This window comes from bacterium, from assembly GCA_016708025.1.
Taxonomy (GTDB): domain Bacteria; phylum Zixibacteria; class MSB-5A5; order GN15; family FEB-12; genus FEB-12.
Window position 1 is genome coordinate 441291 of record JADJGQ010000003.1, and the last position, 14327, is coordinate 455617.

General features: G+C 53.7%; 5 protein-coding genes. 4 read left to right on the forward strand and 1 reads right to left on the reverse strand.

Features of this window, described 5'->3' with window-relative positions:
• Positions 1 to 42: 42 nt before the first annotated feature.
• The gene (locus IPH75_13115) at positions 43 to 441 is read left to right on the forward strand and encodes a hypothetical protein (GenBank protein MBK7143011.1); all 399 of its coding nucleotides are present in this window, start codon (positions 43 to 45) and stop codon (positions 439 to 441) included.
• A gap of 492 nt (positions 442 to 933) precedes the next feature.
• The gene (locus IPH75_13120; GenBank protein MBK7143012.1) at positions 934 to 2889 is read left to right on the forward strand and encodes a prolyl oligopeptidase family serine peptidase; all 1956 of its coding nucleotides are present in this window, start codon (positions 934 to 936) and stop codon (positions 2887 to 2889) included.
• Positions 2890 to 3088: 199 nt separating this feature from the next.
• Here IPH75_13120 and IPH75_13125 read toward each other — a convergent pair whose 3' ends face one another.
• Complete coding sequence (locus tag IPH75_13125) at positions 3089 to 5710, reverse strand: serine/threonine-protein kinase (GenBank protein MBK7143013.1); 2622 nt, start codon at positions 5708 to 5710, stop codon at positions 3089 to 3091.
• Positions 5711 to 6534: 824 nt separating this feature from the next.
• Between IPH75_13125 and IPH75_13130 the strand changes: the two genes are divergently transcribed.
• Positions 6535 to 12237: a carboxypeptidase regulatory-like domain-containing protein gene (locus tag IPH75_13130; protein MBK7143014.1), complete on the forward strand. Its 5703-nt coding sequence runs from the start codon at positions 6535 to 6537 to the stop codon at positions 12235 to 12237.
• Between the two features lie 25 nt (positions 12238 to 12262).
• Positions 12263 to 14314, forward strand: a complete 2052-nt coding sequence (locus tag IPH75_13135) for a hypothetical protein (protein MBK7143015.1) — start codon at positions 12263 to 12265, stop codon at positions 14312 to 14314.
• Positions 14315 to 14327 lie beyond the last annotated feature (13 nt).

Below are 14327 nucleotides of genomic sequence, written 5' to 3' on the forward strand. Positions count from 1 at the left end.
GCGGAGAGTCAGCTTGACGTGGTTGTTCAAGAGGAGTGGACAGTGAACAAAGTAGTGGTACGGTTTTCCGACGGTAGAATTGTCAAAGGGACGACTGCCGATTTCCTCCCGACGAAAGATCTCTTTCATGTCAACGTAGCGGCCGACGCTGTCGGAGCAAAACCTATGGAAGTGCACTTGAAGGATCTGAAAGCGCTGTTTTTTGTCAAAGACCTCGTTGGTGATGCACAACGCGTCGACTCAAATGACTTTGATCCAACTCGTCCTCCCATCGGGCGCAAACTCCGAGTTGAATTCAAAGATGGCGAAATTCTGGTGGGAACGACAGCCGGCTATCAGCCGGGACGGCCCGGCTTTTTCCTCGTACATGCGGACCAAGGCTCGAACATGGAACGCTGCTACATAGTCACAGCAGCCACCAAACAGGTCAGTTTCGTATAAGGGCCCTAAGTCGGCAGCTTTGACGCATGGGATCGTGTCTAGCCCCTGAGACGATGTCGCAGTAGTTGAATCGTACAGTGGACTATCGGGGTTTGGTCTGCAACATTTCTCGGGATCCAGTTACGGAACTCCTCACGTTGGCCCCCCGCCCAATTTATGTAGTCATTCGCCAAACAGATGTTGGTACCAGCAATCGCGTGACAACTAGAATCCTCACTAAACCTCAGTTGAGTTTTGTTGAGATTCTTGTGTTACTCAGAACCTGACCTGGAACATTCCATCCCGCTCCAATACTCTAAGTGATTGCCAATTCGACCACTAGGGTTATCCGGTGATGTCTGATCTGACCGTCGTTGGTTGAGTGCGGCAGCCATTCTGACATCTCTAGTTCATGGAAGAAACAAACGAACATGTCTTGCGTAGTCTTTGATATAAATCAACATAGCGGTGTAAGATCGGTCCGCGACAGGCGTGGACTCAATGAGGCGACGCATGGTTAAATTTCTGCTTGGATTATGGATCACCCTGAGCCTGTTGATGACAGCGGAAGTAGTGATGGCGGTCGACGACGCTCACTTCCGGCACATCAGTTTCGGTTCATCGCCGAGCACCGTTGAGCCACCTGTTGATTTTCTCGAATTCCCACCGGTAATTGACGGTCGACTAGACGATTCGTTGCGGTTTCTGGAGGAACGTCAATTCACGTTCGCTTACGTACTTCAAGATGACTCTGTCTCACCGGCCAGCTATCGCCTCGCCTACGGTGCCGGATTCTTCTATGTGTATCTGGAAATGGCAGGAGACCGCTTGATATATCGCGACCGTGCCTATCAAAATGGCGACGGATTCCACATGGTGATTGCCGCCCCGCAGCCCGATCAGGCACCCTCCGACGAATTTTATGTACTTGCCTGTTCCGCTGTAAATGAACCATCACAGGAGTGGACGCGCCGCATATTTTGGTACTATAACGTTGACAAGATCTTTGTGCCCACCAGCGAAAACGCCAAACTCGAATGTCGGCAGGGCGACGGGAAGATCAGCTTTGAGTTGCTATTGCCGTGGACCGATGTCCGGCCCTATCACCCCTGGTTGTCCGAGGCGATTGGTTTCAATTTGCGGACAGTGAAGGCAATTGAGCCGGATCGTGTGATGCTGTTTGGTGTCGTGGATGATCCCTATATTGATTCCGAGCAGCGAAAGCGCCAATATGCGCTGCTCTCGTTTCAGCCGCCAGTGGTTCACCACTCGACCCAGACATTCGTGCAGCCGACTCGAAGCAATATTGAAATGGGCGATAGCCTCGAGATTGTTTCGGCCAATATTGCCCCGGCAACAGGCACCTCCGAGCTGACAGTAAGCATATATACAGGCGAAGGGGAGAGAATTCTGAACCAACAAATAAGTCAGGAATGCGCTCGGACACTCAAAAATTCGACTTTTCGACTCAATACGTCGGCCCTTCCGGTCGGTGGTTATAAAGTGCGATGGAGTTCCGAAGGCGGCATCAACCGCGGTGAGTGTGGTCTGACTGTACTGCCTGACGTAGATTTGCCGCTGTTGACAAAACGAATCGAATCCATCAGAAGCAAAGTATCCACTTCCACTGTTAGTACACTTCAATTCTTAGTGGACGACACACAACACAAGCTCAAATCTGTTTATCCCTATGAGACCTGCGGAGAGATGAGAATTGCCCTGGATGGACTGGTCCAGTCAATCGAACACGCAGAAAGTGGAATCGATGATTTCGCACATGCCACCGGGTTTGTGCGAAAAGCGTACCGTTCACGCATTGACGCGAGTCTGCAACCATATATGGTCTGGCTTCCGTCAGATTACAGCCGGGATAAGAACTACCCGTTATTCGTTTACCTTCACGGAAGCGCATCAGATGAGAAGAGCTTTACCAAACGTGGTGCGAGCGAAATCATCCCCGATGGATTCATCGCCGTTGCGCCTTTCGGCCGGGGCAAATCGAATGCGTTTTGTGCCGACCATGCACAGGATGATATCGCTGAAGTTATCGCGACTGTCTCCCAGGATTATTCTGTCGACACTAACGCCATCTTGCTTGGTGGCTTTTCTATGGGAGGATATGGCGTTTTCCGAACGGCGTATGAGACGCCGGGCAAATTCAAAGCGCTGGCCATTGTGAGCGGCGATCCAACCCTTGGCCAGAGGTATTCTGGGGACAGCACACAGCCAGACTTCCTGGAAGACCGCAATCTGAAAGCGTTCAAGAACCTTCCGATCTTTATCTTTCATGGTGAAAAGGACAGAAATTGCGCGTTTGAGACGACGCAGAAGTTGGTAGAAAAGCTTCAGAAAGCAGGAGCACGGGTACAGTTTGTTTCTGAGTCGGATAAGGGGCATGATTTTCCAAACTCAGTCACCATCCAGAACTATCGTCAATGGGTAATGGGCATTTTTGGGACTCTTCGCTAGCTAGTGACTAGTGTCAAGTGTAGCAGTTAGGTGCTGGCCAAGCTCTATTCTCTATGACCCATCTGCCAAATGCTACGTGCAACGATGACCACAAACCTCCACCGGGCTCCCGCAAGTTGCAGCCTCATCCAGGAGTTCAAACCGCCCTGTCTAACAACTTGTTATTGTAGATCAGTGGCGAATGCCAGACTTCCGCAGCTCACCGGAAGTTCTTCATCAGCAGCAGATCCACATTGGCCGGCCCACGCGACAACACAAATCGTTTTCCATCGGGTGACAAATCGAAACTCCGGATCGCTTCGCTCGAGAACTGCGTGAGCTGGATCGGTGCGCCGCCGTCAATCGGCAAGCTCACCAAGTTGGAGATATTCGATTTCGTCTCCACTCCAATGAGATGCTTGCCATCCTTCGTCCAGACCAATTTATCAGTTTCGACCGCCGCAGGTCGCGACAATGTTTTTATCACTCTTCCCGACTCAATTTCCAGTATGCCGATCTTTATTTCTGAATCCGCCGAGTCAGTATAGAACCCCGCAAGTGACTTGCCATCAGGTGAAATAGCGGGAGAGCTGAACGATTGATCTGAGATCTTAACTAACTCGCCGCCCATTGCCGGCACTCGATACAGGAGCAGCGGTCCGGATCGCCAGGACATAAAGATGATCCACTTGCCGTCCGGAGTAAAGGACGGCTTGTAATCTTCCCCGTCGGCGGTCAGCACTTTGGCATTTTTCCCGTCACTGTCCGCACGCCAAATCGAAGGAACACCCAGACTGAGAGAAGTATACGTGATCGATCGGCCATCGGGAGACACCGACGGGCTATGCACTATTGATTCTCCCGAAACGACCTGCTCAGCGCCAGAACCATCTAACGCCGATTTCCAGATCCCGGTGGCATCAGTCCGCTGGCTGGCAATGTAGATATGGTCGTCGGAACTCCACTCAACTCCAAACATCCCTTCCTGTTTACCTGTCGTGATCTGTTTCCAATCCGTCCCCGCTCCAACCCAGATATTGGATCGTTCCTGGGACTGCGAGACCACAGCCGTAAGTCCATCTGCGGTTACATTCAACCCGAAATATTGATCAAGGTCTATCGACACGCGGTCGGCCTTACCACTCGGGTATTGAATTAGGTAGATCTGGGAACGGGCGGTGGCAGACTCGCTCCGCGCACAAACCAGAATGGCCTTCCCATCGGGAAGCCAGGCCGGATCAAATCCGCCCAGCGACCAGTTAAGCGACGTTTGCCAGACCTCTTTGCCGTCCGCAACCTGGACCGCCACCAATTCGGAATGAATCTTCGGCTTCCACTTCCCCCGTCCACACAGAATGAGTTTGCCATCTGGTGACCAACTGGCCGGTCCGGTATACCAGGACGCACCTTTGGCGGAGATGAGGACCCGTTCGCTTGAACCATCAGCGTTCGCCAGAATAATGCCGAACTCTCCTGAATTGCGATCTTCTCTCCCGAACGCCATTTGCGACCCGTCAGGCGACCAACTGATCCGGCTCTGTACATTACGCAGAATTGCAGTCGGCGAACCACCCAGTGTGGTAATGCGCTTCAGAATTGCCTGGTTGCCGGATTCACTCTCGAGGAAATATATGTAGTTGCCATCAGGCGAAAAGGAAACTGATCCAAGACTGTTCTCGATCGGTCCATAAATGCGAACCGATGTCTTGGTTGCCACCTGGCGTACGGAAAGGCTGAACTGCCCACCTTCGGTCCGAGCGATCGCAAGGTACTTGCCATCGGGCGAGATGGCGCCGGAGTATGATGTTCCATCGTCGGTAATGGGTGTGAACTGAACCTGAGCTCTCTGCGGCTCGACCGTCGTGGGAGACATCTTCATAAACAGCGCCACCGCCGCCACAACCACCACCGCGCCGATCACAACCTTGAGCCACAAGGTGCTCTTTTTAGCGGGCACAGGGACAACCTGCACAGAACTACCACTGATCGCCATCCGTTTCAGGTCAGCCGCGACATCGCCCGCTGTTTGATATCTGAGCGCAGGGTCGCGCTGAAGCAACTTATCAATGATGCGCTGGAGATCATCAGGCACGTTCGCCCGATATCGTGCCAACGGCTCCGGGGTGTCCGTGGTGATTGCGCGCATCGTTGCCACATCCGTATCCCGCTTAAAAGGAGTTCGTCCGGCAATCAGCTCATATAGCACCACCCCAAACGAAAAGAGGTCTGACCGCTGATCAACCTCTCCTCCCTGCGCCTGTTCTGGAGACATGTATGCCACCGTGCCGATGGTCGAACCAACCTTGGTCAGCTTCTCTCCACCCTGGATGGTCGCCAGACCAAAATCGACTATCTTCGGTCGACGGTCGGTATCCAACAGAATGTTGGCGGTTTTGATATCGCGATGCACAATGCCGATGCCATGAGCCTTCTGCAATCCCTCGCAGATCTGGATCGCCATGTCGATCGTTCGATGCATCGCCAACGGCGTACCGTGGGCCAGATCATGCAAATTCTGTCCCTCGACATACTGCATGGCGATAAACGGACGCCCCCCGTGTTCGCCAACCTCAAAGACGGTTACAATATTGGGATGGTCGAGACGCGCCGCAGCCTGGGCTTCACGCCGGAAACGACTGACGAAATCCTGATCGTTCGCGTACTGCGCCGGCATAAACTTGAGGGCAACCCGACGGTCAAGTCGGGTGTCCTGTGCGAGGTACACCTCTCCCATCCCGCCCGCGCCGATCTTCTCGATGATCTGATAGTGGCCAACTTTGGTGCCGGCCGCCATTACGCTGAAAGTCGAGGTGTTGTCGTCTCGTGGCTCGTTGTTTTCCAACCGATTCTGCTCCCGGATGAGGTGGTACTTTGACTACGACTTGGATAATATGGGCCTAAATTGGCGCTGATTCAAGATATTTTTCAAACTTAAAGAGTCTGGCAAGGAAGAAATCCGAAGGGCCGCGCAAGACACATGCGGCGTGATGCAGAACGATTTATCTGCAAAAATCGTCTCACAGAGCCCTCTGATGTGCCGCAATCTCTGTCTGCCCATAGCTGATTTCAGTGATCATTCTCGACACTCATACACTATCACCCTTTCCTCACATCTAAAGGTCTTCCCACCTCAGTCAATACCCGATGTAATGCGATTTGTTGCGAAGTAGCTTTGGACTCGCCGCAGTCACTGGTCATGATGTTGCTGTTGGTCAGTGTCTCTGCACGCTATCATGAATCGCGTAAAGCAGCAGCCAAAGTAATGACTGCCGAGATTACACATCCTTCTTAGACAGAGCCATGTGCAGGGTGCTGTCCTGGTAAGACTATCTTACCTCGTTACATTGCAAGAAGATAAGAGGAGTTTGGCAATAGGTTGATTGGGCACGGATGCTGAGAAGCCGGATGTATCCCACTATTGAGTGGCTGACCGCCGCTCATTCGTTCTGGCTGAAACCGGATTGAAGTTCGCTTGTCTTCCACTACCATGTAGCGATCTGTCGCCCGCCCTGATGTCGTGCTTTCTCTCACTCAATTCCATTCTACATTGACAACATGGTCTAATCAGACTATGATACTCGTGGTGGATGTTCGTGTTGGGCAGCATGTGGCCAACAGAATCGATCATCTGTTCAGGTGAAAGCTACAACGCAGGAGGTCCGGGCTATGCTGTCGTTTGACAGACAACCTCGTCAGTGGCTTGTGCTACTTTTTCTTTTGTTGGCTTCGACCGCTACCGCCCAGGATTGGACGGCGGATTTCACGCTTGATCCCTACCCTTCTCCTTATCTGAGCGATTGGCAAAACAATCCGGCCATTGGTCAGGCACTCATCATCAACAACGGCACCGATACCGTCCGGGTGCGGATCAAATTAACGATCACTCATGTCGGTCGCGGGCAAGTAGCCAGCGCATCAAGTCGCCTGTTTGACTTTGCGCCGGGACTTTCGTCTGACCTTCGCATTACTCAACTGGTCGATTACGGTTCAGTGGATTATTCTCGAAGCTATGAAGATATCGCCATTCGCACCGGGAGACTTCCCGAAGGCGACTACGAGGCCTGCCTACGCTTGGAATCCGAATCCGGCGTCACTTTGCTTGACAATGTCTGCGCTACTTTCACCATCGTATATCCCGATCCTCCCTATTTGACATTTCCTGCCGATGGCGACGCAGTCACCGGCCTGTTCCCGATTTTCGTCTGGATGCCGGTGCAAGTGCCGGTAGGATATTCAATCCACTATAATGTGCGAATAGCCGAGATCCTTGCCGGGCAGACCCCCACCCAGGCATTGAGCGCCAATTATCCCCACTACGAACGCACGAACATACTTAATCCAAGTCTGCAGTATCCGATCGAGGCCCCAGCCTTCCAAAAGGGAAAGCAGTACGCCTGGCAAGTACAGATTTTAGACAGCCGCGGCTATCCGCCGTCATCCAACAATGGACTGAGTGAGACCTGGAGTTTTCTGTACGATGCCGACACCACCACTCCTGTCGAGTATCGTCGCATAGCTGGGCGAGTGATCGACTCTGCCACCAATCAGGCGATCACCGGCGCAACAGTCGTTTATCGACCGGTCAGATTGCGTGTGACAGACAGCGACTCAACCTGGGAAGTAAGCGATGATTCCATTCTGGCGATCAGCGGACCGTCGGGTGACTTCCGGATCGATAGCGCGATAAACAAAAGCTACTATGCTTTGACCGTTAGTCAGAAAGAATATCGTCCGAAAACTGCTATTGGCAGTCAAATGTATCTTAGTGGTGATATCGCGGAACAGGTAGTTCGCCTCACCTACCTCTCTCCCGGTATGCGTCGACTCGCCGGTATCGTCAGAGATTTCTTCACCAATGCGCCGGTGCCGAATGCGACTGTCACTTACCACGTTGTCACAGCTGTGACGACGACCGATACCAGTGGCGCCAATCACACTACTTACAATGACCATCCCCGCAAGCAATTGCAGACGGTGACCGATGCTCAGGGACGATTCGAGTTCACTGAAACCGCCGATTCATCATATTACAGTCTCCAGTGCAGCGCCCCACCCGCCTACCTTGACTGCAAGGAGTCCGGCGAGACTCAATACCAGCGCGGTGATATCGACAACTATACGCTGTTGATCAAGCCAAACGCCTGCAACCTTGCTGGTACCCTGACCTGGCCGGCGTACGAAGGGGTTGTCCCACTTCCCAATACCATGGTGCAGTTGGTGAGGCTCTGCCGTGTCGAACACCGCACCGTGCAATTGCTACTCGGAGTATTCAGGACAGAAACCACAACCGAAGAAGTCGTGGCTTGCGGTCCCGAGGTCTCTGCGTATACCGGCCCAGATGGCCGCTTCGTTTTCACTCGGCTTCTTCCGCAGAGTCCCGATGATTTTGATCGGACCAACTTGTCCGGGAATTTCGTCTATTCGCGTACGGTGGTCTCCAGACTGGTTGAGCTGACCTACAAAGTTAAAGTCGTCGATCCGAAATTTCAGCCCTATCTGTCGGTTGATTCCTTCGTCTTCCAACCGGGCGAAACGATCGAAACCGGCGAACATCAGTTAAAAGCCAAAGCCGGATCTATTGTCGGCCTGGTGCGCTGTGACACCGTGCCGGTCCCCGGCGCGAATGTCTACTTGTACAAAGCTGCGCGACGAACCCGAACTCCGGGCAACGCCTCTGCCGCTGGTACAAAGTCCGGCGCGAATGGAAGACTGCTCGGCTCGGGTGAGTCTGGTTCCTCCTCCGGCGACTCTGGCAGTTGGACCAACGAGCAGACAGGTCGACCCTCCGGAGAACCCCTCGCTCGAACCGCATCGGATCAGCAGGGAAACTACTTCTTTGCGCAAGTCCCGATCAACGACCCGCAACAGTCAACCGACCAGTATACTGTCTGGTTTGATACCGATGAGCACAACGATGCCGTCCGCGCCGCCCGTCTCGACCATGAGGGTCAGGCGGACACGGTCGATGTCAATTTGCTCCGCACCGGCGGACTGATCTATGGCACGATCGTTGACAAGGGTGGCGCGTTCATTTCCGGCGCACGTGTCGAACTGCATCGACTGACCGACACACTCGCAGATTCGACAGCGACCTCATCCGACAGTCTGGTTGCCTGGAAGCAGACCGGCGAATCAGGCGCGTTCTCTTTCGCTGATCTTGAGCCAGCCACTTACTGGCTGACGTCCAGTCGGTCCGCATACTCCACTGAAACGACGGGTCGATTCGAAGTCACATATGGTGATCGGCATCTCCGCGAACTGACGCTCAATCAGGCACAGGGAACGATTGCCATCACCGTGACTGATAAATCGTCCAGCAAGGGGATTCGCGACGTTTCGATCAAGTCGCCGCAGGTACCTTCGCTCGTCGGCTTCACCGCCGACAGCGGCAAGATCGTTGTTGACGCCATCGCTGATACCATCACCCTGCAGTTCCGCATGATCGGCTACGCCGACCTGGATACCTCCATTGTTGTGCCGCCACTCGATACGGTCAAAGTGAAGGTCACTCTTAATAAGCGGACCGGTGAATATCGACTGACTGTCATTGAGAAGGGAAACACTCCCGGCAAACCGCTCTCTGATATCCTGGTGACGGTCGGCAAATCCGACACGGCAACCACAGACTTCAACGGATATGCCATTTTCAAAGCGGCGCCTGCTGGAAAGCAGAAAATCAAAGTCTTCCCGCCGGACACCAAGTACTACCTCAAAGATTACATCCCGTATGAAACCGAGGTAGAGATCCGCGAAGGGTTCAATCCCGATACCCTCGTAGTACAGCTTGTTCCGGCCGCGCGTCTAAGCGGTAAAGTGATCGATGCTGACTCTGCTAAGGCACTAAAAGACGTTTTGGTCAAGTTGGATGGTGGCTCCATTGAGACTCACACCAACGAAGACGGCGAGTTCACGCTCAAGAATCTTCCGACTAATGAGACGATCAAGTTCCTGGTGAGAAAGGCCGGCTTCCGCAGCCTGTATCATACTTACGACAAAAAACTGGTGGCAGGCGACAAGATCGAAGGTGTGACGATCAAGCTTGAGCGCTCCCCGATCGATTCGCTCATGGGCTTCGCTATTGCCCTGGATTCCATCGTCAGCAAGACCGGAGGAAACAGCCGCATCTTTGGCGCTATCGTTGATCTCCCCCCGACTTTCGGACTCAAACTCAAAGAATCCGGTACCGTACTCAACTTCAGCGACGTAGAAGTTGATGCTTCTTACAAGCCGGTCAACGATACTATCCGACTCTCCGCCAAGGAGCTTGCGGTCGAACTCTTTGGTTGCGAAGCAACCATGAAGTACACTGATGGCCTGCAGTTGGAATGGGTCGACTCATCTAAAGCAGGCCGCATAACCGGAAACTTCACGATCAAAAACGTCTTCGAGAAGATCTTCCCGGATACAAAACTCCCTGAACTTTCGATCCCCAAGCAGTACGCCCCGTCATTCTGGGCAGGTGGTATCAATCGCGGTCTGGAGAAGTTCGGGCTCACTGCGACTGATTCGGAGATTCAGGCGAAATTCAAAGGTGTCGGACTCGGACTGGATTACCAGAAGACCTATGTTGACACCGGCGGCCTCCATCTGGCCGGTTCTCTCATCTTCAAAGAATATAAGGTCGGATTCGAGAATCTGAATCTCGGGCGTGATCCGGTCAGTAACGATATCGTCTTCAAAGCGGTCACCATCTCAACCAAGCCGCCTATCACTCTCAAGTTCGGTGTCTTTACTTTCGTCGACTCCTCTATGACCTGGGAGGCGACCGGCTTCCGCGCTTCGGGCGCGATCATTGTCCCGCCGCTCAACAACTGGACGGTCGGCTTCAAAGACCTGCGTATTTCGCCCGAGGGAGAGTTCCTCAGTCTGACGCTGAATCTTGACGAAAAGAACGGGACGATCAAGGTACACGGACAGACCTTCCAGGTTAAGTCGCTGGAATACGGTACCGAGAATTTCGAGTCGGATACTCTTCCGCATAACCGGTTCTTCTCCTTCACCGGTGAAATGAAATTCACCAAGTTGGACAAGCCGGTAGAGATCAAAGTCCGCTATAGCCAAAGCGACCAGTTCACCGGCAAGCTGACGTTTAACCAATCCAAGACTTTCGCCGGATGTGTCACCCTGCAACTGGAGTCAATCGAACTTGGCTATGACAAAACCAAAGATGACCGCTTTGTCGGCTTCTCGGGCGGTGTCAAGTTTGGTTCGATCAAAGGTCTCTCCCTCCAGGCAAGTAACCTTCGCTTCTGGATGAGCGGCGCCGTCTCGGTTGATGAGATCAAAGCCGACTTCATCGCCGGTCCGGCCGAGATCGCCATCAAGATCCATTGGACGGATAGTCTCTTCGACGGAAGCGGCCTGATCCGCATCAAACCGGTCTTCAGCATGGGTGCGGAGTTCCGCTATGCGGGAAGCCAGGACTGGTGGATCAAAGTCACTGCCGGTATGCGTGTGCCGATGGGCCCCTGCGAATTGGTCGAGGTCCGCGGCGGTATCGGCCGCAAAGACGACACCTGGCGTTTCCTCCTCGGTGGTCGCATTTCGCCTGCCAAACTAGATAAAGGGATCTCACTCGATATTGATGTCGAGGTTCATTCCACTCCCAAAGGGGTGATCATCCTCGGCAACGCCTCGGTCGAAGTCGCCGGGAATCTCCAGATCGGGCGCGCCACCCTCGAGATCAATATCCCAGAGGAACGTGTCGTTGGCTCGATCGTCCTTGAATACAACAAGGAAGCTCTGGTCATCGGCGCTCAGGTTGATCTGGGCGTGCAGTTCGGTAAGTACTGGTATGTCCACGGTATGGCCAAGATCAAGTTCCTGGAGTTCTTCCATGCGGACGGCGTATTCGTTATCGCCAACAACTGGGAATGGCAGCACAAAGGAACACTGAAGAAGATCAGCGGCATTTATGTCGAATTGAACTCAGACTTCAGAGTTGACGCCAACTGGCGCGTGATCCGCTGGGGGCTTTACTTCGATCGTCATGGCATGATCTACATCGGCTGGAACGGTGATTTCGCCGGATCGATCGATATGCGGGGCGGCGCCAATGCCTGGATCGGTCTCGATCTGGGTATTTTCGAGATCAGCCTCATTCAGGCGCAGGCCAACATGGCGTTCGCTGCCGCCATCTCCAAGACAGGTCCAGAGTGGGCCGCCATGGCTCATGGCAATTTCTCGCTGGAAGCTACCATCGGATACTGCAACAATGCCAGATGCTGGTCGATCTGCTGGACATGCATCCTCCGCATTTTCGGCAAGTGCATCATCCCATTCCCGACCGGCGCCAAAGCCTGCGCCGCGATGTCGGCTGATGTCAGCTACAGTACGAGCCGTGGAACCAGTGTCAGTGTGAGCTTCTAACCGGATTGAGTAGAGGAAAATGACTATGCACATACTGCAATCAACACTCAGGCTCGCATCACTGATGCTCCTGACGATATTCCTTCTGCCGGTCCTCTCTACTGCGCAGGAGGAAGCCGAATTCGGCGTTTACCCGATGTCCGGGCCGGAGGGAATTCTCCTGGTCATCCAGGGACAACCCCTCCATCCGACCGTCGCCTCTCAGAACTCCGGTTGGGTCGGTTATCATATCTACCGCAAGGCAGACAGTGACACTAGTTATATCCGGATCACGTCCCAGCCGGTGTCGCGCGTCGGATCACTTGAGGAACTCGAGGCTTTTGCCGGTGGACCGATCGATGGACTGGAACGACTTGTTGGTCTCACAACCAAGCAAGAACTCTGGCAGCGGCTGGCCGCGAATGATTCGTCTGCGATGATCCTCGGCATATTCAGTCGCTCATTCTACGAAGCGATGGGTTTGTTGCGATGGGACCGCCTGGTCGAAAAGGGGAAAGCCTACAGCTATCGCGCTACCCGCGTCGACAAAAACGGCAAAGAATCTGAAGCCTCCGAACCGGTCAGCGCAACCTACGGCACTCCCCCCTTCTCACTGCTCGGGCCACTCGACCCGCAGATCGCAAATACCAAGAAAGGCGTCGAGTTAACTTGGCAAAGAAATCCTGACGATTCCGGCGGAATGAGCTATTCCGTATATCGCACACCGGACCTCGAGGGTTCTTTCATCCGCCTCAATCGTTACTCATTGATCCTGACTCCCGATTCCGCCACCGGCGAACCGCGCGGCACCTTTGTCGACACGACCGCCAGTCAGGGTCATGGATATTACTATGCCGTCGTCTCAACTGACTATGCCGGCAATGAGAGCACCCGCGATAAAGTCCTTTCGATCCATGTCGCCGATCTGCTTCCTCCACCCATTCCACAGAATGTCTTTGCTGATCCGGATGAGCTCGGAATCACGATCCGGTGGGACAAAGTCGACGATCCGGCGACTGCTGGCTACTATATCTACCGTAGTCTCGACCCTGACAGCAATTACATCAAGATCACCGAATCACTGCTTCCCTACGACACCGGGTGGTACATGGATCGCACTGCCACGGTGACCGATCGCGTTTTCTATCGTGTTTCTGCCGTCGACCAGTCCGGGAATGAGTCCGCCCCGTCCGCGCGGGCGCTCTCCCTCTACGAAAACTACGTGGTACCGCTTCCTCCGCAGGAAGTTCGGGCAATGCAGTCCGACAGCGGTGTTGTGATCTCGTGGATACGCAATGAAGAACCGGACCTGCAGGGATATTACCTCTTCCGCGCCGACAATTACGGCGGTGAACTGACTCAGATCTCCCCGTTGATCCCTCCGGACACACTCAATTATCGCGATTCATCGGACTACCTTTCCCCGCGCGGCGAATACTGGTACCTGGTGCAGGCGATCAATTTCACCGGCATCACCAGTCAGTATTCCGTACCAGTGGCGGTCAGCCCCTCCAAGGAAGAGTCTCCGGAACAGGTGCTGGCATTCTGGGGATATTATGAACCGGGCGCCGGCAGACTCTTCTGGCGTGCCCCCGATGATAATATGGTCGCGGGGTACAATCTCTATCGAACGACTACCGGGGATACCACACAATGGATTCTCCTCAATGCAAAGCCGCTAGACCGCACAGTCGGCGAATACCGCGACACGCTGGTCTCCCCAAATCAATTCTATCGCTATCGCATCTGCTCCGTGGATCCGAAAGGTCTTGAAGGCGACATGTCGCACATCGTCTCCTTTGTCACCTTTGAATCCGTCGCTCCACCTCCCGGAGGACTTCGTGTCGTCAGCACCGATGGCACGCCAAAACTGATCTGGAATCAGTCTCAGTTGAAGGAAATTGTCGGCTATCGCATTTACCGTCGCCAGGATAATATCGCCATGGCCATTCATCCTCAGATGCTACCTGCCACGGCTAATGAGTATCAGGACACAACCGCCCAGCGAGGCATGAAGTACTACTACTCCATAAGCTCGGTGGACAGTTGGGGTCGCGAAAGCGAACGTAGCCCGGAGATAGAATACCTGGTTCGCTGAATAGGATTAACCG

Excerpts from the sequence above, each read along its gene's own strand:
- IPH75_13135 (MBK7143015.1), top strand. The coding sequence starts at position 12,263 with ATGCACATACTGCAATCAACACTCAGGCTCGCATCACTGATGCTCCTG.
- IPH75_13120 (MBK7143012.1), top strand. The coding sequence starts at position 934 with ATGGTTAAATTTCTGCTTGGATTATGGATCACCCTGAGCCTGTTGATG.
- IPH75_13130 (MBK7143014.1), top strand. The coding sequence starts at position 6,535 with ATGCTGTCGTTTGACAGACAACCTCGTCAGTGGCTTGTGCTACTTTTT.